This is a genomic window from Pseudomonas persica, from assembly GCF_900291015.1.
Classification (GTDB): Bacteria; Pseudomonadota; Gammaproteobacteria; order Pseudomonadales; family Pseudomonadaceae; genus Aquipseudomonas.
Genome location: NZ_OLKL01000051.1, coordinates 74,883 through 99,719, shown reverse-complemented (window position 1 = coordinate 99,719; position 24,837 = coordinate 74,883). Strand labels below are relative to the sequence as shown.

The 24,837-nt window shown below is 63.6% G+C and carries 16 protein-coding genes; 6 read left to right on the top strand and 10 right to left on the bottom strand.

Annotated elements, in window-relative coordinates; translation table 11 throughout:
- Nucleotides 1-121 precede the first annotated feature (121 nt).
- From gltB to FQ664_RS24240, 4 genes are all read left to right on the top strand, one after another.
- On the top strand, nucleotides 122-4,567 hold the full coding sequence (gene gltB / locus FQ664_RS24255) for a glutamate synthase large subunit (RefSeq protein ID WP_144175471.1): 4,446 nt from the start codon (nucleotides 122-124) through the stop codon (nucleotides 4,565-4,567).
- A gap of 106 nt (nucleotides 4,568-4,673) precedes the next feature.
- Nucleotides 4,674-6,092: an FAD-dependent oxidoreductase gene (locus FQ664_RS24250; RefSeq protein ID WP_144175469.1), complete on the top strand. Its 1,419-nt coding sequence runs from the start codon at nucleotides 4,674-4,676 to the stop codon at nucleotides 6,090-6,092.
- A 238-nt stretch (nucleotides 6,093-6,330) separates the two neighbouring features.
- Nucleotides 6,331-7,395, top strand: coding sequence for a uroporphyrinogen decarboxylase (gene hemE / locus FQ664_RS24245; RefSeq protein WP_144175467.1), 1,065 nt, complete (start codon nucleotides 6,331-6,333; stop codon nucleotides 7,393-7,395).
- A gap of 116 nt (nucleotides 7,396-7,511) precedes the next feature.
- The gene (locus tag FQ664_RS24240) at nucleotides 7,512-7,859 is read left to right on the top strand and encodes a NirD/YgiW/YdeI family stress tolerance protein (protein WP_144175465.1); all 348 of its coding nucleotides are present in this window, start codon (nucleotides 7,512-7,514) and stop codon (nucleotides 7,857-7,859) included.
- A gap of 100 nt (nucleotides 7,860-7,959) precedes the next feature.
- Here FQ664_RS24240 and FQ664_RS24235 read toward each other — a convergent pair whose 3' ends face one another.
- Complete coding sequence (locus FQ664_RS24235; RefSeq protein WP_256676090.1) at nucleotides 7,960-9,147, bottom strand: MFS transporter; 1,188 nt, start codon at nucleotides 9,145-9,147, stop codon at nucleotides 7,960-7,962.
- Nucleotides 9,148-9,312: 165 nt separating this feature from the next.
- Between FQ664_RS24235 and FQ664_RS24230 the strand changes: the two genes are divergently transcribed.
- Nucleotides 9,313-10,224 carry a LysR family transcriptional regulator gene (locus tag FQ664_RS24230; protein WP_144175461.1) on the top strand — a complete coding sequence of 304 codons (912 nt, stop codon included), beginning with the start codon at nucleotides 9,313-9,315 and terminating at the stop codon, nucleotides 10,222-10,224.
- Nucleotides 10,225-10,389: 165 nt separating this feature from the next.
- Entirely contained in the window at nucleotides 10,390-11,163 is a 774-nt protein-coding gene (locus FQ664_RS24225; protein ID WP_144175459.1) for a ParA family protein, read from the top strand.
- Here the strand turns inward: FQ664_RS24225 and trxC are convergent.
- From trxC to FQ664_RS24180, 9 genes are all read right to left on the bottom strand, one after another.
- Nucleotides 11,160-11,594, bottom strand: a complete 435-nt coding sequence (gene trxC / locus FQ664_RS24220; protein WP_013974593.1) for a thioredoxin TrxC — start codon at nucleotides 11,592-11,594, stop codon at nucleotides 11,160-11,162. The two genes, FQ664_RS24225 and trxC, sit on opposite strands and share 4 nt — an antisense overlap.
- A gap of 137 nt (nucleotides 11,595-11,731) precedes the next feature.
- The gene (gene selO / locus FQ664_RS24215; RefSeq protein WP_144175457.1) at nucleotides 11,732-13,192 is read right to left on the bottom strand and encodes a protein adenylyltransferase SelO; all 1,461 of its coding nucleotides are present in this window, start codon (nucleotides 13,190-13,192) and stop codon (nucleotides 11,732-11,734) included.
- A gap of 179 nt (nucleotides 13,193-13,371) precedes the next feature.
- The gene (gene mscK, locus FQ664_RS24210) at nucleotides 13,372-16,680 is read right to left on the bottom strand and encodes a mechanosensitive channel MscK (protein WP_144175455.1); all 3,309 of its coding nucleotides are present in this window, start codon (nucleotides 16,678-16,680) and stop codon (nucleotides 13,372-13,374) included.
- Between the two features lie 33 nt (nucleotides 16,681-16,713).
- Nucleotides 16,714-18,456 carry a potassium/proton antiporter gene (locus FQ664_RS24205; RefSeq protein ID WP_144175453.1) on the bottom strand — a complete coding sequence of 581 codons (1,743 nt, stop codon included), beginning with the start codon at nucleotides 18,454-18,456 and terminating at the stop codon, nucleotides 16,714-16,716.
- A 174-nt stretch (nucleotides 18,457-18,630) separates the two neighbouring features.
- Nucleotides 18,631-19,695 carry a 3-deoxy-7-phosphoheptulonate synthase gene (locus FQ664_RS24200; RefSeq protein ID WP_144175451.1) on the bottom strand — a complete coding sequence of 355 codons (1,065 nt, stop codon included), beginning with the start codon at nucleotides 19,693-19,695 and terminating at the stop codon, nucleotides 18,631-18,633.
- Nucleotides 19,696-19,907: 212 nt separating this feature from the next.
- Nucleotides 19,908-21,818 carry a threonine--tRNA ligase gene (thrS, locus tag FQ664_RS24195; protein ID WP_144175450.1) on the bottom strand — a complete coding sequence of 637 codons (1,911 nt, stop codon included), beginning with the start codon at nucleotides 21,816-21,818 and terminating at the stop codon, nucleotides 19,908-19,910.
- A gap of 90 nt (nucleotides 21,819-21,908) precedes the next feature.
- Entirely contained in the window at nucleotides 21,909-23,318 is a 1,410-nt protein-coding gene (locus tag FQ664_RS24190) for a chorismate-binding protein (RefSeq protein ID WP_144175448.1), read from the bottom strand.
- Nucleotides 23,315-23,956 carry a hypothetical protein gene (locus FQ664_RS24185; RefSeq protein WP_144175446.1) on the bottom strand — a complete coding sequence of 214 codons (642 nt, stop codon included), beginning with the start codon at nucleotides 23,954-23,956 and terminating at the stop codon, nucleotides 23,315-23,317. Before FQ664_RS24185 ends, FQ664_RS24190 begins: the two co-directional genes overlap by 4 nt.
- A gap of 114 nt (nucleotides 23,957-24,070) precedes the next feature.
- Nucleotides 24,071-24,814 (bottom strand): 2,3-dihydro-2,3-dihydroxybenzoate dehydrogenase, encoded by a 744-nt coding sequence (locus tag FQ664_RS24180; RefSeq protein ID WP_218570415.1) that lies wholly within the window; start codon nucleotides 24,812-24,814, stop codon nucleotides 24,071-24,073.
- Between the last annotated feature and the right edge of the window lie 23 nt (nucleotides 24,815-24,837).

Genomic DNA, 24,837 nt, shown 5'->3' with positions numbered 1-24,837 from the left:
TGCAACAATGGTTTTCCATGGCCACCGCAAAAAAGCTGGCGTTTGATCGGCGTGGATGGTAAGTGGTTGTTAAAAAAGAGATTTACCTCCGTTGAGAGGTGAACCTGGTGAGAATGTGTCTATGAAAACAGGTCTGTACCATCCCGAAGAATTCAAGGACAACTGTGGTTTTGGCCTGATCGCCCACATGACGGGCGAGCCGAGCCACCACCTTCTGCAAACCGCCATGCAGGCCCTGACTTGCATGACCCACCGCGGTGGCATCAACGCCGACGGCAAGACCGGTGACGGTTGCGGTCTGCTCATGCAGAAGCCCGATCAATTCCTGCGTGCCGTGGCCCAGGAGCACTTCGCCGTCGAGCTGCCCAAGCAGTACGCCGTCGGTATGGTGTTCTTCAACCAGGACCCGGTAAAAGCCGAAGCCGCTCGCGCCAACATGAACCGCGAAATCCTCGCCGCCGGCCTGAAACTGGTCGGCTGGCGCAAGGTGCCGATCGACACCAGCGTGCTCGGCCGCCTGGCCCTGGAGCGCCTGCCGCAGATCGAGCAGGTGTTTATCGGTGGTGAAGGCCTGAGCGACCAGGAATTCGCCATCAAGCTGTTCAGTGCCCGTCGCCGTTCGTCCGTGGCCAATGCCCACGACACCGACCACTACATCTGCAGCTTCTCGCACAAGACCATCATCTACAAAGGCCTGATGATGCCGCGCGATCTCGCGGCCTTCTACCCGGACCTGGGTGACGAGCGCCTGCAAACCGCGATCTGCGTGTTCCACCAGCGCTTCTCTACCAACACCTTGCCGAAATGGCCGCTGGCGCAGCCGTTCCGCTTCCTCGCCCACAACGGCGAGATCAACACCATCACCGGCAACCGCAACTGGGCCATGGCCCGGCGCACCAAGTTCGCCAACGACCTGATCCCCGACCTCGAAGAGCTCGGGCCGCTGGTCAACCGCGTCGGTTCCGACTCCTCGAGCATGGACAACATGCTGGAGCTGATGGTCACCGGCGGCATCGACCTGTTCCGTGGCGTGCGCATGCTGGTACCGCCAGCCTGGCAGAACGTCGAGACCATGGACGCCGACCTGCGCGCCTTCTACGAATACAACTCCATGCACATGGAGCCGTGGGATGGCCCGGCCGGTATCGTCATGACCGAAGGCCGCCACGCGGTGTGCCTGCTCGACCGTAACGGCCTGCGCCCGGCACGCTGGGTGACCACCAGGAACGGCTACATCACCCTGGCGTCGGAAATCGGCGTATGGGACTACAAGCCCGAGGACGTCATCGCCAAGGGCCGCGTCGGCCCGGGCCAGATCTTCGCCGTGGACACCGAAACCGGCCAGATCCTCGACACCGACGCCATCGACAACCGTCTGAAGTCGCGCCATCCGTACAAGCGCTGGCTGCGTCAGCACGCCCTGCGCATTCAGGCGACCCTGACCGACGACCAGGGCGTGGCCAGCTACGACGCTGACCAGCTCAAGCAATACATGAAAATGTTCCAGGTCACCTTCGAAGAGCGTGACCAGGTGCTGCGCCCGCTCGGTGAGCAAGGCCAGGAAGCGGTCGGCTCGATGGGTGACGACACGCCGATGGCCGTGCTGTCGCAGCGCGTGCGTTCGCCGTACGACTTCTTCCGCCAGCAGTTCGCCCAGGTGACCAACCCGCCGATCGACCCGCTGCGCGAAGCGATCGTCATGTCCCTGGAAATCTGCCTGGGTGCCGAGCGCAACATCTTCCAGGAATCCCCTGAGCATGCTTCGCGGGTGATCCTCAGCTCGCCGGTCATCTCGCCCGCCAAGTGGCGTTCGCTGATGAACCTGGAGCGTGAAGGCTTCGACCGCCAACTGATCGACCTCAACTATGAAGAGAGCGTCGGCCTGGAAGCGGCCATCCGCAACATCGCCGATCAGGCTGAGGAGGCCGTGCGCGCTGGCAAGACCCAGCTGGTGCTGAGCGACCGCTACATTGCCCCGGGCAAGCTGCCGGTGCACGCCTCGCTGGCCGTGGGTGCGGTGCACCACCGCCTGACCGAACAGGGCCTGCGTTGCGACAGCAACATCCTGGTGGAAACCGCCACCGCCCGCGACCCGCACCACTTCGCCGTGCTGCTGGGCTTCGGTGCCTCGGCCGTCTACCCGTACCTGGCCTATGAAGTGCTGGCCGACCTGATCCGCACCGGCGAAGTGCTGGGCGATCTGGACGAAGTCTTCAAGTACTACCGCAAGGGCATCTCCAAGGGCCTGCTGAAGATCCTGTCGAAGATGGGGATCTCCACCATCGCCTCGTACCGTGGCGCGCAGCTGTTCGAGGCCGTGGGCCTGGCCGAGGAAGTGGTTGGCCTGAGCTTCAAGGGCGTGTCCAGCCGCATCAAGGGGGCGCGCTTCGTCGATCTGGAAAGCGACCAGAAGCTGTTGGCAGCCGAAGCCTGGAGCGCGCGCAAGCCGATCCAGCAAGGCGGTTTGCTGAAGTTCGTCCACGGCGGCGAATACCATGCCTACAACCCGGATGTGGTCAACACCCTGCAGGCTGCCGTGCAGCAGGGCGACTACGCCAGGTTCAAGGAATATACCACGCTGGTCGACCAGCGCCCGGTGTCGATGATCCGCGACCTGCTGAAGGTGAAAGTGGCCGAGCAGCCGCTGCCGCTGGAGCAGATCGAGCCGCTGGAGGCGATCCTCAAGCGCTTCGACTCCGCGGGTATCTCGCTGGGCGCACTGTCGCCAGAGGCCCACGAAGCGCTGGCAGAGGCGATGAACCGCCTGGGCGCGCGTTCCAACTCTGGTGAGGGCGGTGAAGACCCGTCGCGCTATGGCACCATCAAGAGCTCGAAGATCAAGCAGGTGGCCACCGGCCGCTTTGGCGTAACCCCGGAGTACCTGGTCAACGCCGAAGTACTGCAGATCAAGGTTGCCCAGGGCGCCAAGCCCGGTGAGGGCGGGCAGCTGCCAGGCGGCAAGGTCAACGGCCTGATCGCCAAGCTGCGTTACGCGGTACCGGGCGTGACCCTGATCTCGCCACCGCCGCACCACGACATCTACTCGATCGAAGACCTGGCCCAGCTGATCTACGACCTCAAGCAGGTCAACCCGCAGGCCCTGGTTTCGGTCAAGCTGGTGGCAGAAGCCGGCGTCGGCACCATTGCTGCCGGTGTGGCCAAGGCCTATGCCGACCTGATCACCATCTCGGGCTACGACGGTGGTACCGGTGCTTCGCCGCTGACCTCGATCAAATACGCCGGTGCGCCGTGGGAGCTGGGCTTGGCCGAGACCCACCAGACCCTGCGCGGCAACGACCTGCGCGGCAAGGTACGGGTACAGACCGACGGCGGCCTGAAGACCGGCCTGGATGTGATCAAGGCGGCCATCCTCGGCGCCGAAAGCTTCGGCTTCGGTACTGCGCCAATGATCGCCCTGGGCTGCAAGTACCTGCGCATCTGCCACCTGAACAACTGCGCCACCGGCGTGGCCACCCAGAACGACAAGCTGCGCAAGGACCACTACATCGGCACTGTCGACATGGTGATCAACTTCTTCACCTTCGTCGCTGAAGAAACCCGCGAGTGGCTGGCCAAGCTGGGCGTGCGCAGCCTCGGCGAGCTGATCGGCCGTACCGACCTGCTCGACATACTGCCAGGCGACACCGAGCGCCAGCAGTACCTGGACCTGTCGCCGCTGCTGGGCAGCTCGCACATCCCGGCTGACAAGCCGCAGTTCTGCGAAGTCGACAAGAACCCGCCGTTCGACCAGGGTGAGCTGGCCGAGAAAATGGTGGAAATGGCCATGCCGGCCATCCGCGATCAGGCCGGTGGCGAGTTCAGCCTCGACATCTGCAACTGCGACCGTTCCATCGGTGCGCGCGTATCGGGTGAAATCGCCCGTTTGCACGGCAACCAGGGCATGGCTGCGGCGCCGATCACCTTCCGCTTCAAAGGTACTGCGGGCCAGAGCTTCGGCGTGTGGAACGCCGGTGGCCTGAACCTGCACCTGGAAGGCGACGCCAACGACTACGTCGGCAAGGGCATGACCGGTGGCAAGGTCACCATCGTGCCGCCAGCCGGCAGCCCGTTCGAAACCCAGCACAGCGCCATCGTCGGCAACACCTGCCTGTACGGCGCCACTGGTGGCAAGCTGTTTGCCGCCGGTACTGCTGGTGAGCGCTTCGCTGTCCGTAACTCCGGCGCCCACGCTGTTGTCGAGGGCACTGGCGATCACTGCTGTGAATACATGACCGGCGGCTTTGTCTGCGTGCTGGGCAAGACCGGTTACAACTTCGGTTCTGGCATGACTGGCGGCTTCGCCTACGTGCTCGACATGGACAATACCTTCGTCGACAAGCTCAACCATGAGCTGGTGGAAATCCAGCGTATCAGTGGTGAAGCGATGGAGGCCTACCGCAGCCACCTGGCGCGGGTCCTTGCCGAGTACGTGGACGAAACCGGCAGCGAGTGGGGGCGTGAGCTCTCGGAGAACCTGGACGATTACGTGCGGCGCTTCTGGCTGGTCAAGCCGAAGGCAGCCAACCTGAAGCAACTGCTGTCCAGCACCCGTGCCAACCCGCAGTAACAACAGCTGCAAGTGACGGCCCCGTGCGCGGGGCCCGTCGTGCTCAAGTGATCGTCTTGCAGCTTGCAGCCTGAGGCTGGCAACTGCGGTAAAGAGGTTTTGAAAAATGGCTGAACGTCTGAACAACGACTTCCAGTTCATCGAAGTGGGCCGCAAGGACCCGAAGAAAAAGCTGCTGCGTCAGCGCAAGAAGGAGTTCGTGGAAATCTACGAGCCGTTCAAGCCGCAGCAGTCCGTGGAGCAGGCGCACCGCTGCCTGGGCTGCGGTAACCCCTATTGCGAATGGAAGTGCCCGGTACACAACTTCATCCCCAACTGGTTGAAGCTGGTCTCTGAAGGCAACATCCTGGCCGCGGCGGAGCTGTCGCACCAGACCAACACCCTGCCGGAAGTGTGCGGCCGCGTATGCCCGCAGGACCGCCTGTGCGAGGGGGCCTGCACCCTGAACGACGGCTTCGGTGCGGTGACCATCGGCTCGGTGGAGAAGTACATCACCGACACCGCCTTTGCCATGGGCTGGCGCCCGGACATGTCCAAGGTCAAGCCAACCGGCAAGCGCGTCGCCATCGTCGGCGCCGGCCCGGCCGGCCTGGGCTGTGCCGACGTGCTGGTACGTGCCGGCGTGACCCCGGTGGTGTTCGACCGCAACCCGGAAATCGGTGGCCTGCTGACCTTCGGCATTCCCGAGTTCAAGCTGGAAAAGACCGTGCTCAGCAACCGCCGTGAAGTGTTCACCGGCATGGGCATCGAGTTCCGCCTGAATACCGAGGTGGGCAAGGACGTGACCATGGAGCAACTGCTCGCCGAGTACGACGCGGTGTTCATGGGCATGGGTACCTACACCTACATGAAGGGCGGCTTCCCGGGCGAGGACCTGCCGGGCGTGCATGACGCGCTGGACTTCCTGATCGCCAACGTCAACCGCAACCTGGGCTTCGAGAAGTCGCCGGAAGACTTCGTCGACATGCAGGGCAAGAAGGTGGTGGTGCTGGGCGGTGGTGACACCGCGATGGACTGCAACCGCACCTCGATCCGCCAGGGCGCCAAGTCGGTAACCTGCGCCTATCGCCGTGACGAGGCCAACATGCCGGGTTCGCGTCGTGAGGTGAAGAACGCCAAGGAAGAGGGCGTGAAGTTCCTCTACAATCGCCAGCCTATCGCCATTGTCGGCGAGGACAAGGTCGAAGGCGTGAAGGTGGTCGAGACCCGCCTGGGTGAACCGGATGCCCGTGGCCGCCGCAGCCCGGAGCCGATCCCGGGGTCCGAAGAGATCCTGCCGGCCGATGCCGTGGTCATCGCCTTCGGCTTCCGCCCAAGCCCGGCGCCGTGGTTCGAGCAGCATGGTATCCAGCTGGACAGCCAGGGCCGCGTGGTGGCTCCGGAGAAGGGCAAGTTCAAGCACCAGACCAGCAACCCGAAAGTGTTTGCCGGTGGCGACATGGTGCGGGGGTCGGACCTGGTGGTGACGGCTATCTTCGAGGGGCGCACTGCTGCTGAGGGTATCCTGGACTACCTGGAAGTCTGATCGATTGTCGGGGCCGCTTCGCGGCCCTTTCGCGACACAAGGCCGCTCCCACAGGGGAAATGCATTCCTCATGTGGGAGCGGCCTTGCGTCGCGATGGGCTGCAAAGCAGCCCCAACGGCATTTTTGTATACAAAAATCCTTGATCCATGGCATCCAATAGACAAAACGCATGGCCTTGACCGTGCCTTTTGCGCTGGCCTCTGAGAAAATGCCCGCACTATTTTTCCGGATGCCGACATGACTGCCCTGAAGAACGATCGTTTCCTGCGTGCACTGCTCAAGCAACCCGTAGACGTTACCCCGGTGTGGATGATGCGCCAGGCCGGCCGCTACCTGCCGGAGTACCGCGCCAGCCGCGCCAAGGCCGGTGACTTCATGAGCCTGTGCATGAACCCGCAGTTCGCCTGCGAGGTCACCCTGCAGCCGCTGGACCGCTACCCGCTGGACGCAGCGATCCTGTTCTCGGACATCCTCACCATCCCCGATGCCATGGGCCTGGGCCTGTACTTCGAAAGCGGCGAAGGCCCGCGTTTCAAGAAGGTCATCAGCACCCCGGCCGACATCGAAGCGCTGCCGATCCCTGATCCGCAAAAGGATCTGGGCTATGTAATGGACGCGGTCAGCACCATCCGCCGCGAACTGAACGGCCGCGTGCCGCTGATCGGCTTCTCCGGCAGCCCATGGACCCTGGCCACCTACATGGTCGAAGGCGGCTCGTCGAAGGACTTCCGCAAGACCAAGGCCATGGCCTACGACAACCCGCAAGCCTTGCACCTGCTGCTGGACAAGCTGGCTCAGTCGGTCACCAGCTACCTCAACGGCCAGATCCTCGCCGGTGCCCAGGCCGTACAGATTTTCGACACCTGGGGCGGCAACCTGTCGGCGGCGGCCTACCAGGAGTTCTCCCTGGCCTACATGCGCAAGATCGTCAGCGGCCTGATCCGCGAACACGAAGGGCGCAAGGTGCCGGTGATCCTGTTCACCAAGAACGGCGGCCTGTGGCTGGAAAGCATCGCCGAAGCCGGTGCCGACGCGCTGGGCCTGGACTGGACCTGCGAGATCGGCGATGCCCGCCGCCGCGTGGGTGACAAGGTGGCGTTGCAGGGCAACATGGACCCGACCGTGCTGTACGCCAAGCCCGAGGCCATCCGCCAGGAAGTGGCGCGCATCCTGGCCAGCTACGGCCACGGTACAGGCCATGTGTTCAACCTGGGCCATGGCATTACCCCGGAAGTCGACCCGGAGCACGCCGGCGTGTTCATCAACGCCGTGCATGAGCTGTCGGCGCAGTACCATCAGTGAATTGATCGCTGAACACGAAAGCCCGGCCATGTGCCGGGCTTTTTGTTGCATTAAGTTTTAATTCAGCGATCGTCGTTAATCTGGTCCCATCGAAACCGAAACAGGACCTGATCCTCATGAAAGCACGTTATCTTGCGTTGATCCTCGCCCCCTTGTTCAGCACTGCCACCCTGGCTGCCGGTTATACCGGCCCCGGTGCCCAGTCGGTTACCACCGTTGCCGCGGCCAACGATGCTGCCGATGACACCCCGGTGGTGTTGCAGGGTTTCGTGACCAAGAAGATCAACAACGACGACAAGTACGAGTTCAAGGACAACACCGGCACCATCACCGTTGAAATCGATGATGAAGACCTGCCGCCGACGCCGTTCAACGACAAGACCAAGGTCAAGCTGACCGGTGAGGTGGAGAAGCACCTGATGAGCCGGGAGGTGGATGTGGATATGGTCGAGATCATCAACTGAGCCACTGGCCTCTTCGCGGGTGAACCCGCTCCCACAGGTACAGCGCTGCCCCCAGATGTAGCGCGGTCCCTGTGGGAGCGGGTTCACCCGCGAAGAGGCCTCAAGCAGTTCTCGGCGGTAACTTGCTCAGGTGCAACGCCACCAGCAACGCCACCGCCAGCAAACTGCCAATGAACAGCCCGATGCCGTTCCAGCCCCACTGGTGCCAGAACACCCCGCCCGCCGTACCGGCCACGCTCGACCCGGCGTAATAGCTGAACAGGTACAACGACGACGCCTGCCCCTTGGCCTTCAAAGCCCTGCGGCCGATCCAGCTGCTGGCCACCGAGTGCGCGCCAAAGAAGCCAAAGGTGAACACCAGCATGCCGACGATCACCATCACCAGCGGGTTGGCCAGGGTCATCAGCAAGCCGCCCGTCATCACCACGATACTGGCCCAGAACACCTTGCGCCGGCCGAGCTTGTCGGCCAGTGCGCCGACCTGCGCCGAACTGTAGATGCCCGACAGGTACACCACCGACAGCAAGCCGACCAGAGCCTGGTTCATGTGGTAGGGCTCGGCCAGCAGGCGGTAGCCGATGTAGTTGAACAGGGTGACGAAGGCGCCCATCAGCAGGAAGGCTTCGAGGAACAGCCAGGGCAGGCCGGCATCCCTGAAGTGCATGACGAAGCCATCCAGCAGGCTGCGTGGGTTCATCGCCCGTGGGCGGAAGTTGCGCGATTCGGGCAGCACCTTCCAGAACACCAGCGCCGCCACCAGGGCCAGGCCGCCGATCGTCAGCATCGCCGTGTGCCAGCTGACGAAGTCGATCAGCACGCCGGTGATCAGGCGCCCGCTCATGCCGCCAATGGCGTTGCCGCCGATATACAGGCCCATGGCCAGGCCGATGTGCTGCGGGTGGATTTCTTCGCTCAGGTAGGTCATGGCCACCGCCGCCAGACCGCTCAGCGACAGGCCGACCAGGGCGCGAGTGGCCAGTACCAGCTCCCAGCTCGGCATAACCGCGCTGGCCAGGGTGGAAAGGGCGGCGCAGGCCAGGGCAAACACCATCACCGGCTTGCGCCCGATACGGTCGGAGATGGGGCCGGTGATCAGCAGGCCGAATGCCAGCATGGCTGTGGAGACCGACAGCACCAGGCTGCTCTGCGCCGCATTGATGGCAAATTCCTTCGACAGCAACGGCATCATCGGCTGCACGCAGTAGAGCAGGGCGAAGGTGGCGAAGCCGCCGCTGAACAGGGCCAGCACGGTCTTCATGAACGCAGGGGTACCTTTTTCGATCCACATTTCGTTCAGCGGGGCAGGTTCTGGCTCGGCGAGAAGAGGAGCTACTGCAGTTTTCACGGGCGGGTACCTCTGGCGCAATGAAAAAAGCATATAGCTGGCTAATGATTAGATCCAATATATTGTTCGACCTATTTAAGACGTTTTGCGACCTGTTCGGAGCCGATCATGGAACTGCGCCATCTGCGTTACTTCATCGCCGTGGCCGAAGAGCTGCACTTTGGCCGCGCCGCCCAGCAACTGGGCATTTCGCAACCACCCTTGAGCCAACAGATCCAGGCGCTGGAGCAGGAGCTGGGGGCCCGGCTGTTCGAGCGTACCAACCGTCGGGTCGAGCTGAGCGAGGCGGGGCGGCTGTTTCTCGAGGAAGCCCGCCAGGTGCTGGCGCAAGTGGAGAAGGCCGCCGATGTGGCTCGGCGCGCGCAGTTGGGGGAGCTGGGGGAGATGAAGATCGGCTTTACTTCGTCGGCACCGTTCACCTCGAAGATCCCCAAGGCCATCCACGCCTTTCGCCAGCACTTTCCGGCGGTGCACCTGAACCTCAAGGAAATGAGCAGCCGCGATGTCGCCGAAGGCGTATTCGACGAGTCCATCGAAGTGGGGCTGATGCGGCCGATGCCGCTGCCGGAAGGGCTGGTCGCCACTGAACTGTTTCGCGAGCCGCTGGTGGCGGTGATCAATGCCTCGCACCCATTGGCCGAAGGCACGGAACATGGCGTGCACATGGCTGCCCTGGCCGATGAGCCGTTTGTGTTCTTTCCGCGCAGCTATGGCAGTGGCTTGCATGCGCAGTTGCTGAGCCTGGCGCGCCAGGCGGGTTTCAGCCCGCATTTTGCCCAGGAAGCGGGGGAGGCGATGACCATCATTGGCCTGGTGTCGGCGGGGCTTGGGGTGTCGGTGCTGCCGGCGTCGTTCCAGCGCATGCGCATCGAGGGGGTGGTTTATCGCACGCTGCTGGATGAAGGGGCGATGTCGGCGGTCTGGCTGGTGCAGCGCGAGCGTGGTGGGTCGGCGATGGCCCGGGCATTTGCCGAGTTGCTCACGGGGCTGGTGGCTGACGGGGGCAGTGTAGTTGCCTGATCGGGCCCTATCGCCGGCAAGCCAGCTCCCACAGGGGATGCGCATGGCTTGCCGGCGATAGGGCCAGGACAGGCAGTGCAAGACTGTTGCTGCGGGCAAATGGCACTGGCCATTGCCGCAGCGGCGCCACATACTCGGGCATTCGTTGATACACGGAGGTCAATCATGCGGCGCGTGGTGTTCAATCAGAAAGGTGGCGTGGGCAAGTCGAGTATCGCCTGCAACCTGGCGGCGGTCAGTGCCAATGAAGGCTACCGGACCCTGTTGATCGACCTGGATGCCCAGGCCAACTCGACCCAGTACCTCACCGGCCTCACCGGCGAGGACATCCCCATGGGCATCGCCGACTTCTTCAAGCAGAGCCTGTCCAGCGGGCCGTTCAGCAAGAAGAACAAGGTCGATATCTACGAAACCCCGTTCGACAACCTGCACGTGGTCACCGCCACTGCCGAACTGGCCGATCTGCAGCCGAAGCTTGAGGCCAAGCACAAGATCAACAAGCTGCGCAAGTTGCTCGACGAACTGGACGAGGACTACGAGCGCATTTACATCGATACCCCGCCAGCGCTGAACTTCTATGCGGTTTCCGCACTGATCGCCGCCGATCGCGTATTGATTCCTTTCGACTGCGACAGCTTCTCGCGCCAGGCCCTGTATGGCCTGCTGGCCGAGATCGAAGAGCTCAAGGAAGACCACAACGAAGACCTGCTGGTCGAGGGTATCGTGGTCAACCAGTTCCAGTCCCGCGCCAGCCTGCCGCAACAGATGCTCGACGAACTGCTAGCCGAAGGCCTGCCGGTGCTACCGGTGTACCTGGGCAGTTCGGTGAAAATGCGTGAATCGCACCATGCCAGCCTGCCGCTGATTCACCTGGAGCCGCGGCACAAGCTGACTCAGCAGTTTGTCGAGTTGCATTCGCTGCTCGAAGAGAACGCTTAGACCCCCTGGCTACGCAACCACTCCAGCAACGACTGGAGCGGAAACGCCCCGGCCTGGCGGCTGACTTCACGGCCGTTCTTGAACAGCAGGAGGCTGGGGATCGAGCGGATGCCCAGTTGCCCGGCCAGGTTGCGGTTGGCTTCGCTGTCGAGCTTGGCCAGGCGGCAGCGACCGGCCAGTTGGCGGGCGGCCTGTTCGAAGGTGGGGGCGAAGGACTTGCACGGGCCGCACCAGTCGGCCCAGATGTCGACCAGCAGCGGCAGGTCGCCTTTGATCTGGCTGGCGTAGCTGGCCTCGGTGAGTTCGAAGGGGGTGCTCAGCAGCACGTCCTGTTTGCAGCGGCCGCACTTGGGGGCGTCGCCCAGGCGTTCGGCGGGCAGGCGGTTGAGGCCGTTGCAGTGAGGGCAGGGGATTACCAGTGGTTCGGACATATCAATTCCTTGTGTTGTTTGTTCGGGCCCTATCGCCGGCAAGCCAGCTCCCACAGGGGGACCGTTTGCCTCAGGTGTGGCGCTGTCCCTGTGGGAGCTGGCTTGCCGGCGATGGGGCCAGTACAGCAACCATCAGATCAAGATGAACAGCTGATTTCCAGATGCTTGCCCCATTCCGGTGGGCGCTCGGCGTAGGCCTGCATGCCGGGCTGCTCTTCGAACGGTTTGCTCAGCACCAGGTGCAACTGCCGCACTTCACTGTAATCCCCCGCTTCAGCCGCTTCGATGGCTTTCTGCGCCAGGTAGTTGCGCAATACATACAGCGGGTTCACCGCATGCATGCGCTCACGCCGCCCTTCGGCATTACCGGCTTCGCGCTCGCAGCGGGCCAGGTAGTCTGCCCCCCAGGCATCGAAACCGGCCAGGTCGATGAAGTCGTCGCGCACCACCTTCAGGGCCTCGGCCACCGGTTGTTCGCCCAGTTTGCGGAAGAACAGGTTGTAGTCCACGCCACCGCTCTGCATGCGTTGCAGCAAGCGCTCGACCAGCGCCATGTCGTCGTCCTCGGCCGTGGTCAGGCCCAGGCGGCGGCGCATCAGGTCCAGGTAATGAGCTTGGTACAGCGGCAGGAACAGCCCCAGCGCCTCCTTCAGCGGCTCCACTTCGATCACCGTGGTCAGTGCCTGGGCCAGTGCACTGAGGTTCCAGTGGGCGATCGGCACCTGGTTGGCATAGCTGTAGCGGCCACGGTCGTCGGAGTGGTTGCAGATGAAGTTGGCGTCGAAATCGTCGAGGAAGGCGTACGGGCCGAAATCGAAGGTGATGCCGAGGATCGACATGTTGTCGGTGTTCATCACCCCGTGGCAGAAACCATAGGCCTGCCAGCGGGCGATCAGCTCGGCATTGCGCTCGACGATGGTGCGGAACATGGCCAGGTAGGGCTGTTCGGCGTCGCGGCATTCCGGATAGTGCTGCTCCAGCACATGGTCGATCAGCACCCGCTGCTGTTCTGGTTGCCTGGTGTAATAGAAGTATTCGAAATGCCCGAAGCGCACATGGCTCTGCGCCAGGCGGGTGAGCATGGCCGCGCTTTCGCGGGTTTCGCGCCACACCGGGGTGCTGGAGCCGATCACGCACAGCGCCCGGCTGCTGGGAATGCCCAAGGCGTGCAGGGCCTCCGAGGCGAGGAACTCGCGGATCGAGGAGCGCAGCACGGCGCGGCCGTCGCCCATACGCGAGTAGGGCGTCTGTCCCGCGCCCTTGAGGTGCAGGTCCCAGTGCTCGCCGGCGTCGTTGAGTACTTCGGCCAGCAGCAGGCCACGGCCATCGCCCAGGCGCGGGTTGTAGGAGCCGAACTGATGGCCGGAATAGACCATCGCCCGTGGGTCGGCTTCCTCCCACAGCTTGTGGCCGCCAAACAGTTCGGCGAACACCGGCTGCTCGGCCTGGGCTGGGTCGAGATCGAGCAGGGCCATGGCCGACTCGCTCGCTACCACCAGGCGCGGATCCGCGATGGGTTCGGGCAGGACCTGGGTGGAGAACGCATCACCCAGGCGGGCGAAGCGATTGTCGAAGGTGAGTTGGTCGAGGGCTTTCACGGGCTGCTCCTGGAAGTCGGTACCTAGGGGCCGCTTTGCGGCCCATCGCCGGCAAGCCAGCTCCCACAGGGGATGTGCAGGGCCTGGGTGCGGCACGGTCCCTGTGGGAGCTGGCTTGCCGGCGATCGAGGGCGAAGCCCTCGCAGGCATTCTGGGCGTTCATGCTCTATGGAGTCCACTCACACAGGCCGAGTGCCATCCGATTTCGGTTGTTCCAGTGGAATCAGCTGCTGCTTGCCCCCTTTGGGGTCCATCAGGTACACCTCGACCTGGCGCACCGAGATCTTGATGTTGTGCGCCTTGAACTCACGGTTGATGTAGCGGTTGATCTCGTCCAGCGTCGGGTTGCGGTCGCCCAGGTCGCGTACGTGCATGCGCAGCTCGTGGTCCAGCGAACTCTCGCCGAAGTTGAGGAAGTACACCAGCGGCTCCGGGTCCTTGAGTACGCGTGGGTTTTCATGGGCGCCCTTGAGCAACAGATCGCGCACCAGGTCCAGGTCGGAGCCGTAGTCGATGCCCAGCTTCAGCGTTACCCGGGTGACCGTGTCGGTCAGCGACCAGTTGATCAGTTGGCCGGTGATGAAGGTCTTGTTGGGGACAATGATGTCCTTGCGGTCGAAGTCGGTGATGGTGGTGGCGCGGATGCGGATCTTGCTCACCGTGCCGGACAGGTTGCCGATGGTGATGGTGTCGCCGATCCGTACCGGGCGCTCGAACAGGATCATGATGCCGGAGATGAAGTTGGCGAAGATCTCCTGCATGCCGAAGCCCAGGCCCACCGACAGCGCGGCCACCAGCCATTGCAGCTTGTCCCAGCTCACCCCGAGGGTGGACAGGGTGCTGACGATGCCGACCCCGACGATGACATAGGACAGCAAGGTGGTGGTGGCGTACGCACTGCCCTGGGCCAGGTTGAGCCGCGACAGCACCAGGACTTCGAGCAGGCCGGGCAAGTTGCGGGCGAGCGCGAACGTGATGCCGATGATGACCAGCGCGCCGAGGAAGTCGCCCAGGCTGATCGGCACCATGCTGGCGGTGGCGCCGGTACCGCTGGTGTATTCGTAGAGGACGAAGTTGTTGAGGTAGGCGAACACCGAGATCAGGTCTGACCACACCCAGTACAGGCCGGCGATGAAGCCGCCAAGCAGGGCCAGGCGGATCAGGCGCAGCGACTGCTGGTTGACCTGTTCGATGTCCAGCGTGGGTTCTTCGGTGATGACTTCGCCATCCAGCCCTTCCTTGGCTGCCGCCCGCTTGCTCAGCGCGCGCTGGTAGGCCAGGCGCCGCGCCGCCACCGACAGGCCACGCACGAATGCGGCTTCGATCACCAGCCAGAACAGCAGCAGGTACAGGGTATAGATCAGCCGGTCGGTAAGTTTCAGCGCGGTGTAGTAGTAGCCGAAGCACACGGCCACGAACAGGGCGATGGGCAGCGCGGTGAAGGCCACGCCCACGGCCTTGCGGAACAGCGAGGTGTCGCGGTGCGCGGGGCTGCTGAGCAGCAGGCGGCTGAGCAGCCAGGCCATCAGTGCATAGCAGGCCAGCACCACGCCGATGCCCAGCACGTCATCGGCCAGCGCCGAAGGCTGATGCTCGGCCACCGCCACCACCCCGACCAGTGCCAGTACCACGGTGCCCAGGCGGCGCACCCAGCCGCGCAGGAACTCGACCTGCGGCTTGTGCCAGCGGAAGTGGATTTCCGCCACGCCGCCTGGGGCAAGGATGCGGTAGGCGGTGTAGAACACCAGCCAGGCCTGGGCCAGTTGCCAGAGGGCGGCGCCGAGGTTGGCGTTCTGCCCGCGGGCGTCGATCTGCAGGGCGTAGCTGCACAGGGCCAGGGCGAGGCTGACCGGCATCGCCAGCAGGATGTTGATGAGGATCGCCTGGGGCGTGTGCCACTGGCTGTCACGACGGAAGTGGCCGATGTCCTGATGCACCTTGCCCAGCCGTTGGTACAGGTACTTGCGCCGCCACAGCAGGGCGCCGATCACCAGCAGCAGCGGCAGGAACAGCAACGGGCGCTGGCTCAGGCCATCGCCCAGTTCCTTCAGGCCCGAGCCCCACGGCAGGTTGGCCACCTGGTCGGCCAGGCGCTCCGGCACATAGCGCAGCCAGTCCCAGTCCAGCGGCTTGTTGCTGGGGATCCAGAACATCTGCTCGTCGAGGGTAGTGCGCAGGCTCTGGGCGGTGCCCAGCAGCTGCTTCTGGTTGAGCTGCAGGGTAATGGATTCGTTGAGCAGCGCCGACAGCTCGCGGTTCAGCCGCTCCAGCAGGTCGCTGCGGGTAATCGCCACTTCCAGCAGGGCCTTGCGCAGCTGTGGCGTCACCTCTTCCTGCGGTTGGGCGGCCAGCAGCTTGTCGACGTAGGTGACCGGGCTGCTCATCTGCTCGCGTTGCTGGTTGACCTCGAACTGGTACAGGCGGGTGTCGGCGATCTGGTCGGCCAGGTCACGGTCGACCTTCAGGTGCGGCAGGGTCTGCTTCTGCTTGTAGAGGATCTTCGACAGCAACAGGCTGCCCTTGAGCACGTTGATCTGCTCGTCCAGCGCCTGGTCGGCCTGGGTCAGGCTGTCCAGCTGCTGCTTGGTGCGCAGGTTCTGCTGGGTCAGTTCGTTGAGGCGGTCGGTGCTTTTCAGCAGGTAGTCGGAGAGCTTGAGGTTGACCGCGCTTTCGGTGGCCAGCAGGCTGCTGCCACCGGCTTTCTGGGCCTCGATCGACTGCTGGGTGACCGCTTCCTGGGACTGGGCCAGGCGCTTGTCGTTGATCAGGGTCTGCAGGTCCTGGATTTCCTGCTCCAGACGTGCGGCGCGCTCGATCAGCAGGTCGTGGCGGGCGTTGCCCAGGTCTTGCAGCAGGCTGTTGCCGGCCAGCTCCTGGCGGCGCAGCAGGGTCAGCGCGTTGAGCGAGGCCAGTTCGGCATTGAACTGGTTGCGCTGGTCGGCGTTGATCGGTTTGCCGGCGTCTTTGCCGGTCTTGAGGATGTTGTTGATCTGCTGGGTGCGCGCCTGGCTGTTGCTGATTTCGGCCTGGGCGCGTTCCGGGCGGGTCTGCGAGTTGATGATCAGGCTGTTGGCTTCGGACAACGCCTTCTGCAGCTCGCCCTGCAGGGTGCTGCGTTCGCTGAGCATCTGCTCCAGTTGCGGCACGCTGAGGGCGGCGTATCGCTGGGCCACCGGCTGTGGCTTGCTTTCCTTGAGCCTGGCCAGTTCGCGCTGGCTGTCGCTGGTTTCTTTCGGCGCACCGGCCAGCTGCTGTTTCAGCGCGGCGAGTTTCTTTTCGTTGTCTTCCTTGCCGGCGAGCAGGCTGAGGGTTTGCTCCAGCACCTGCTGCAGGGCTTTCTGCTCGGCCTCGGGCAGCTTGCGCTCGGCGATCTTGTCCAGGCTGTTCTGGATGCTGGCGGTGGTCGGGGCTTCTGCCGCAGTGGCTGCAAAAGAGAGAGACAGGCACAGCCCGAGCAGGGCTGTGCGGAGGTACGCGCGCAGGGACATAGGCAGACTACTTGTGAATCAGGCAAACGAAGTTTAGAGGAACAATCCTGGTCCGGGTCGCGTTCCTTCGGGGAATCTGACGCCTACTTTCTGGATCTTGTTCCCGTCCATGGTGGCCACGGTCCAGATCGTGCCATGCCATTCGACCTGGTCACCTACTACTGGAGCGCCTCCGACCTTCTGTCGGATGAACTGGGCCAGCGGCATTTTCGCGTCCAGGCCGTCGAGTTTCAGGCCGTACAACGCTGCCACCGCACCCAGTTCGGCATCGCCTTCGAGCACGAAGTCGCCGAAGAAACGCAGGTCCAGGCCACGTTGTGGCGCCTGGCTGAACAGTTTGCCCAAGGCCGGCAGGTTGTGCTCGTGGCCGATCACGCAGAGCATGTCACCGACTTCCAGCACGGTGCTGCCCGAGGGGTGCAGCAACTGCTCGCCGCGGAACAGCGCGGCGATTCGCGTGCCTTCGGGCATTTTCAACTCGCGCAGGGCGGCGCCGATGCACCATTTTTCGGCGCCCAGGCGGTAGACGAACATTTCCCACTCGCTGGTGATGTGCACTTCCAGGGCAGAGCGGGAGATTGGCGCCGGGTCTGGCGGTACCGTCACTTTCAGCAGCTTGGCCATCCACGGCAGGCTGGTGCCTTGCACCAGCAGCGAAACCAGCACGATGAAGAAGGCCAGGTTGAAGAACAGCTGGGCATCCGGCAGGCCGGCCATCAGCGGGAACACCGCGAGGATGATCGGTACCGCGCCGCGCAGGCCGACCCAGGAAATGAAGGCCTTTTCACGGCCGTGGAAGGCCTTGAACGGCAGCAGGCTGGCGACCACCGACAGCGGGCGCGCCACCAGGATCATCCATAGCGCCAGGCCCAGCGCCGGCAGGGCGATGGGCAGCAGGTCGTGTGGCGTGACCAGCAGCCCCAGCACCAGGAACATGCCGATCTGCGCCAGCCAGGCCATGCCGTCGAGCATGTGCAGGATGCCGTGGCGGCTGCGGATCGGCCTGTTACCCAGCACCAGGCCACACAGGTACACGGCAAGGAAGCCGCTGCCGTGCAGGGCGTTGGTCAGCGAGAACACCACCAGGCCACCGGCGATCACCAGGATGGGGTACAGGCCGCCAGCGAGCTTTATGCGGTTGACCAGTTGCAGCATCAGCCAGCCGCCACCCAGGCCCAGTAGCCCGCCGATGCCGAATTCGCGCAGCAGGTGGGTGAGCAGGCTCCAGTGCAGACCGGTCTGGCCACTGGCGATCATGTCGATCAGGGTGACGGTGAGGAACACCGCCATCGGGTCGTTGCTGCCCGACTCGATCTCCAGGGTGGCGGTGACCCGCTCGTTCAGGCCTTTGCCACCGAGCAGCGAGAACACCGCCGCGGCGTCGGTGGAGCCGACAATCGCGCCGATCAGCAGGCCCTGGATCAGGCTCAGGTCGAACAGCCAGGCGGCGACCAGGCCGGTGAGGGCGGTGGTGATCATCACGCCGATGGTGGCCAGCGACAGCGCCGGCCACAGCGCTACGCGGAAGCTCGCCACCCGCGTGCGCAGGCCGCCGTCGAGCAGGATCACGGCCAGCGCCAGGTTGCCCACCAGGTAGGCGGTCGGGTAGTTGTTGAAGATAATGCCGCCACCATCGACCCCGGCGACCATGCCGACGGCAAGGATGATGACCAGGATAGGGATGCCCAGGCGCGACGACAGCGAACTGACCAGAATACTTGCGCCCACCAGCAATGCGCCGATCAGGAACAGGCTGTTGATGGTGCTTGCATCCAAAGGCAGGTACTCCGGGGTGTTGCGAAAAGAGGACTTGACTCGCAAGTCGCGTGCCAATCGATTCTAACCTGATGAATTGGCAGCATGTAAAGCGTTTCTGCAGATGAAAAAAAGGCACCGCCGTGGGTGCCTTGACGAATGCCGGCAAGTACTTCTGGCCGCGCAGTGGCCCTGTCAGGCCAGATCGGCGGCGCGGCGCAAGAGCGTGGCGGTCTCGTCCCAGCCGAGGCAGCCGTCGGTGATGGAAACGCCATAGCGCAGATGCGTCGACAAGTCCTGTCGGCCTGGGTGCAGATTGCTCTCCAGCATGATGCCGAAAAGATCACGATTGCCCGCACGTCGCTGGGCCAGCACTTCCTCCAGAACCTGGGGTTGGCGGGCATAGTCCTTGCCGCTGTTGGCGTGGCTGCAATCGACCAGCAAACGTGGGGCGACTCCTGCCGCCACCAGCTGGGCGCGGGCCTGTGCAATCGCCTCCACATGGTGATTGGCGCCGTTGCGCCCGCCCCGCAACACCAGGTGGCTGTCGGTATTGCCAGCGCTCCTGATCAGCGCCGGGCGGCCGCGCAGATCAATGCCGAAGTAGCGGTGCGGGTGGGCGGCGCTGCAAATGGCATCGCAGGCCACCCCCAGGCTGCCATCGGTACCATTCTTGAAACCGACGGGAACATCCAGGCTGCTGACAAGCTCACGGTGGATCTGTGATTCGCTGGTCCTGGCGCCTATCGCGACCCAGCTGAGCAGGTCGCTGAAGTAATGGGCGGCCATGGGTTGCAGCATCTCGTTGGCCAGTGGCAGGCCGAGCCCGACCAGTTCGAGCATCAGCGACCTGGATAGCTCCAGCCCAGCCTGCATATCGTCGCTGCCGTTGAGATCCGGGTCGTACATGAGGCCCTTCCAGCCGACGGTTGTGCGTGGTTTTTCCACATAGGCGCGCATGACAATCAGCAGGCGGTCTCGCAGCTCGTCGGCGAGGTCGGCCAGTCTGCCGCCATACTCTACGGCCGCCGGGCCGTGATGCAGCGAACAGGGGCCTGTAATCACCAGCAAGCGCGGATCGTGGCCATGGACAATCGCTCGGATTTGCTGGCGCTGCCTGTGGATTTGTTGCGCCAACTGCCCGTCCAGTGGCAGTGCGGTTCTTAGCATGTAGGCGCTGGGCAGTGTCTGGATGACGGGATCCACGGCCGCGGCTGCAGAGTCGAGAGTGGACGAACGCGAAAGGGCAATGGTGCTCATGTCTGACATCCTGGTTGTCGTTCTGAAACAGGCACGGCCAGGCCGCGCATGCGAGGGGCTGCGAGGCAGGGTGCGAGGGGGTGAGGCGGACTTGACGCGTTATCGGGTTCGGGCTTTGGGCATTGCGACCTCCAGTGTTCAGCATCCGTTCCAAACAGGTCATGCCTGGGTTGGCCACGGGCTCTTTACCTTCCGAGCCCGTGGCGGCAAGGTCAATCCACCAAGGTGTCCCGGGCCAGCAGGCTGGCGAAGTCGTCGACGCTGAGCGTGCCGAGGTCGTCGCCAGCACGGCTGCGTACGGCGAGCGTGCCGCTGTCTTTCTCGCGGTCACCGATTACCAGCAGGTACGGCACACGCTGCAGCGTGCTTTCTCGGATCTTGTAGCCGATTTTCTCGTTGCGCAGGTCAGCCTCGACCCGCAGGCCTCGCTCGCGCAATTGCTGGCGGACCTGCTCGGCGTAGCCATTCTGTGCATCCGTCACGGTCAGCAGCACGGCCTGGACCGGTGCGAGCCAGGTGGGAAAGACGCCAGCATGGTGTTCGATGAGGATGCCAATGAAGCGCTCGAGCGAGCCGACAATTGCCCGGTGCAGCATGACCGGGCGACGGCGCTGCGAGTGTTCGTCGACATATTCGGCACCCAGGCGGTCGGGCATGTGATAGTCGACCTGGATGGTGCCAACCTGCCATTCGCGGCCGATGGCATCGCGCAGGTGGTATTCGATCTTGGGGCTGTAGAAGGCCCCTTCCCCTGGCAGCTCTTCCCAGGTCACGCCGCAGGCGGACAATGCCGAACGCAGCTGGTTTTCGGCCTTGTCCCAGACTTCGTCGCTGCCCAGGCGTTTCCCGGGTTCGGGGCGTAGGGCGATCTTCACTGCCACGTCCTCGAAGCCGAATGCCCGGTAGACCTTCTGTGCCTGGTGATGAAAGGTGCGGATTTCCGATTCGATCTGCTGTTCGGTGCAGAAGATATGCCCGTCGTCCTGGGTAAAGGCGCGCACCCGCATGATGCCGTGCAGGGCCCCCGAGGGCTCGTTGCGGTGGCAACCGCCGAATTCGCCATAGCGAATCGGCAGCTCGCGGTGGCTGCGCAGGCCGAACTTGAAGATCTGGATATGCCCTGGGCAGTTCATGGGTTTGAGGGCGTACTGACGGTTCTCCGATTCGGTGACGAACATGTTCTCCTTGTAGTTGTCCCAGTGCCCCGAGCGGCGCCACAGCGAGCTGTCCACCACCTGCGGGGAGCGCACCTCCTGGTAACCGCTGTCGCGATACACCTTGCGCATGTATTGCTCTACCGTCTGCCAGATCGCCCAGCCCTTGGGGTGCCAGAACACCATTCCTGGCGCTTCTTCCTGTTGATGGAACAGGTCGAACTGCTTGGCCAGCTTACGGTGATCGCGCTTCTCCGCTTCCTCCAGCTGCGACAGGTAAGCCTTGAGCTGCTTGTCATTCAACCAGGCTGTGCCGTAGATGCGGCTGAGCATTGCGTTGCTGGAATCACCCCGCCAGTAGGCGCCGGCCACCTTCATCAACTTGAATGCTCCGAGCTTGCCGGTATCCGGCACATGAGGCCCGCGGCAAAGGTCGGTGAACTCACCCTGCTGGTACACAGAGAGGGTTTCGCCGGTGGGAATGTCCTCGATGATCTTCACCTTGTACGACTCGCCCAGGCTGGTGAACAGGTCAATGGCCTGCTGGCGCGGCAGCTCCCGACGTTTTATCTCCAGGCGGCTGTCGACGATCCGGTGCATTTCCGCCTCGATCAACGGCAGATCATCCTGGTTGAAAGGGCGTTCGGCCACGAAGTCGTAGTAGAAGCCATTGTCGATCACCGGGCCGATGGTGACCTGGGTACCTGGGTAGAGGCGCTGCACGGCTTGGGCCATCAGGTGTGCGGTGGAATGGCGGACGATTTCCAGTGCGTCCTCGCTTTTGGTTGTGACGATCTCGACCGTGGTATTGCCAGTCAGCAGGTACGAGGCGTCAACCAGGCGCCCGTCGACCTTTGCCGCGAGGGTTGCGGCTGCCAGGCCACTGCCGATGGACATTGCCAGTTGCTGGACGTTGAGCGGCTCCGGGAATTCCTTGCGACTGCCATCCGGTAGAGCGATAGAAATCATGTTGTTTGCTGTCCATGTAGTTTGACGTTGGCGCCAAGGCGCCGGTGTAGAGGACCTTGCTCGCTCCTGAGCAAGGGTTCTGCAACGTTATCACCCTTCATATGACCAGGCGCCATTTTGCAGGTACGGTTTCATCTTGTTGCTGGTCTCCAGCCATTCGCGGTAGGGGTCGCTGGCCTTGACGATGCCGCTGCCGGCAAAGACATGTACCTGCGCTGCGGTCACCTTGGCGGTTCGGATCGCCAGCGCGAAGTTGCACCGGCTGCCCAGGGTGAGGTAACCCAGGCCGCCAGTAAAAAACTCTCGATCGATGTATTCGAAGCGGCGGATGCGCTCGCCGCTCACGTCCAGCGGCTTGCCCCAGATGGTCGCAGGTGGGTAGACGGCCGCCAGCGCATCGAACACGTTCGAGCCACTCGCCAGTTCGCCTTCAATGCGGCTCTTGAGATGCTGTACATACCCCAGGTCGATAACATTTCTGGATTCGCGCACGTCGAGCGAGCCCGGTTGGCAAACCTGCTGAAGTTGTTCGAGGAACAGCTGGGCGGCTGTTTCATGCTCTTCCAGTTCCTTGCTGTCCGACAGCAGTTCCTGACGATAGCGGTCGCGCTTGAGTGCTTCGTCGGAGCTCTTGCGGGTTCCCGCCAGCGGCTCCACGACCACCTTGCTGCCATCGGTACGTATCAGGGTCTCCGGCGAGATACCGATCCATGCCGGTCCGCTGTCCCAGCGGAACAGGTATTCGTAGTGCGGGTTGGGCCGCGGTGCGACCTGGTCGAGCAACTGCAGCGGGTCTACCGGCTCGCTCATGCTCAAGCGGACTTCGCGCCCTATCACCACCTTGTCCGCTTTGCTTGTGGCCATCTCGCCGAGCAGGTCCAGCAGGTTGTCGACATAGTTGCTGCACGGTGGGATCAGCTCGCAGCGGCTGACTGCCGGCAATGCCGGGTAGGTGCGCGGAGCCAGTTGGTCCACGATACGTGCAATCTGTTGGCACAGCCCGGTATCGAAGGTCGCCCCGCTGATACGCTCAGGCTCTACCCACAGGAACAGGGTCGGTATGGTCATGATCAGGGGCTCGTGCAGACGTTCCGGGTGCGTGGCGCAGCGCCAGCCACCCAGCAGGGGAACGTCGCGAGGCAGGCCAGCCAGGGCTGGCGAGCTGCTGCTCACGATCTTCCAGAACTGTGCCACGCCCTTGAACAGCTGTTCGTGAAACGACTGCTGGTCGTCCATGTGCAGCGTGTCGCGGCATAGCACGCGGTCGTGGTCGAGCCAGTCGATACGAAGTGCCTGCGGTTCGCGCGTGGCGCGAAGACGATACCGGTTGCCGAGACCGACCAGCGAGCGGTCATGCCCGTCGGTATGTTCGCTGAACACGCAACTGAACTGCTCGGCAAGTTCCGGGAAGGCACGGCTCATTTCGGCGAGCAGGGCCGTGCCGGTGTCGTGTACCCCGAGCGCAGGCACAGGGAGGGGAAAGTCGAAATGGCTGATCATGCGCAAATTGGCTCCTTGAATGCCTGGGCCAGATGGCTGCAGAGCTGCAGGTCCCGTTCGAAGCCGATCGGGGCAGGCAGTGTGGGCGAGGACGCGCTGTCGGTTGTGACGTGCCAGCGGTGTACCAGGCCGTGTGGGCGGCTGCCTGGCTGCGTGGCGCTGCGTAGGTCGTGCAGGTTGTCACAAGGGTCGAACAGCCAAAGGCTGCCGTCGTGTCGCGGTGGGGTATCGCACAGCAGCAGCGCAGTCCCGCGCGGCTGCGCCGGGTTGGCCTCGGCAACCCGCTGGGCGATCTGTGCCGGGCTGAGCCCGTGCACAGCCAAGGCGAGCGGCAGGGCCAATGTCTGCGGCCAGGCTGGTTGCAGCTGGTGGTCGAACAGCCTGAGCTGGCTAGCCGGGCCAGGACCGGCAGCCCCAATGGCCAGGTAGCACTCGCCGAGGCCTTGCAGCTCGCTGGCCTGCGGCAGGCTGGCGTGCACGATCGTCAATACCGGGCCACCGATCATCCATTGCAGGTAACGACGCAAACGCCGGCTGGTCATCTCGAGCGCCTGGCGATCGACGCGCGCATCGGCTGGCAGCTCGATCCACTGAATGAGGGCCTCACCTGCCAGGACTTTTTCCAGAAGTTGGCCCAAGGGCTCGCCGCAGGCCTTGCCTTGTGCCGCTTGCGCGTGTCCGGACGCGCACCTGGCAAGGGACGAAAACGTTGAATTCATGGCAATCTGCCTCGCAATATCCATGGCGTGCACTCAACCAAAGGTGGCGCCGCCGTCCATGACCAGGTCTTGCAGGGTGATGTGGTTGGCATCGTCCGACAGCAGGAAAGCGATACCGGCAGCGATGTCCTGGGGTTCGGCAATCTTGCCAAGCGGGATGCCGATGCGATGCAGGCCGAGGTCGCCCTCGACCATGCGCCGGTCCAGGGTTTCGTCGTGGCCGGCCAGTTGGTGCAGCATCGGGGTACGCGTAGAACCGGGCGATACCACGTTGCAGCGCACACCGTGCCTGGCGAGCTCCAGGCCCATGCAGCGGGTGAGCATGGCCACGGCGGCTTTCGAGGCGCAGTATCCGCTCAGGTTCACCCGCGGCGTGGTGGCGGCGTTGGACGCAACGCTGACGATGGCCCCGCGGCGCCTTGCCAGCATGCCGCGGGAAACGGACTGCGATACGTGGAAGGTGCCGTGCACGTTGACCTCGAACAGCCGCAGCCAGGCCTGCGCCGACAACTGCTCGAAGGGGCCCGACTCCATGACGCCTGCCGCATTGACCAGCCCGTCGAGTGGGTAATGCCCGTCGATGCGGCTGACTAGGCTCGTGATGTGCTGGCGGTCGGTAATGTCGGCCACATGAAGCTTGAGCTTGTCAGAGCCCAGCCCCGCAGCCAGTGCCTCCAGGCCAGAGCTGTCGCAGTCCAGGGCGATCACCGTGGCGCCCTCGGCGAGCAGGTGCCCGGTCACTGCGGCACCGATGCCACTCGCAGCACCGGTTACCATGACGGATTTTCCGGCGAAACGCT

Coding starts and splice junctions, on each gene's coding strand:
- gltB (WP_144175471.1), top strand. CDS start 122: ATGAAAACAGGTCTGTACCATCCCGAAGAATTCAAGGACAACTGTGGT.
- FQ664_RS24250 (WP_144175469.1), top strand. CDS start 4,674: ATGGCTGAACGTCTGAACAACGACTTCCAGTTCATCGAAGTGGGCCGC.
- hemE (WP_144175467.1), top strand. CDS start 6,331: ATGACTGCCCTGAAGAACGATCGTTTCCTGCGTGCACTGCTCAAGCAA.
- FQ664_RS24240 (WP_144175465.1), top strand. CDS start 7,512: ATGAAAGCACGTTATCTTGCGTTGATCCTCGCCCCCTTGTTCAGCACT.
- FQ664_RS24235 (WP_256676090.1), bottom strand. CDS start 9,147: ATGTGGATCGAAAAAGGTACCCCTGCGTTCATGAAGACCGTGCTGGCC.
- FQ664_RS24230 (WP_144175461.1), top strand. CDS start 9,313: ATGGAACTGCGCCATCTGCGTTACTTCATCGCCGTGGCCGAAGAGCTG.
- FQ664_RS24225 (WP_144175459.1), top strand. CDS start 10,390: ATGCGGCGCGTGGTGTTCAATCAGAAAGGTGGCGTGGGCAAGTCGAGT.
- trxC (WP_013974593.1), bottom strand. CDS start 11,594: ATGTCCGAACCACTGGTAATCCCCTGCCCTCACTGCAACGGCCTCAAC.
- mscK (WP_144175455.1), bottom strand. CDS start 16,680: ATGTCCCTGCGCGCGTACCTCCGCACAGCCCTGCTCGGGCTGTGCCTG.
- FQ664_RS24200 (WP_144175451.1), bottom strand. CDS start 19,695: ATGAGCACCATTGCCCTTTCGCGTTCGTCCACTCTCGACTCTGCAGCC.
- thrS (WP_144175450.1), bottom strand. CDS start 21,818: ATGATTTCTATCGCTCTACCGGATGGCAGTCGCAAGGAATTCCCGGAG.
- FQ664_RS24190 (WP_144175448.1), bottom strand. CDS start 23,318: ATGATCAGCCATTTCGACTTTCCCCTCCCTGTGCCTGCGCTCGGGGTA.
- FQ664_RS24180 (WP_218570415.1), bottom strand. CDS start 24,814: ATGGTAACCGGTGCTGCGAGTGGCATCGGTGCCGCAGTGACCGGGCAC.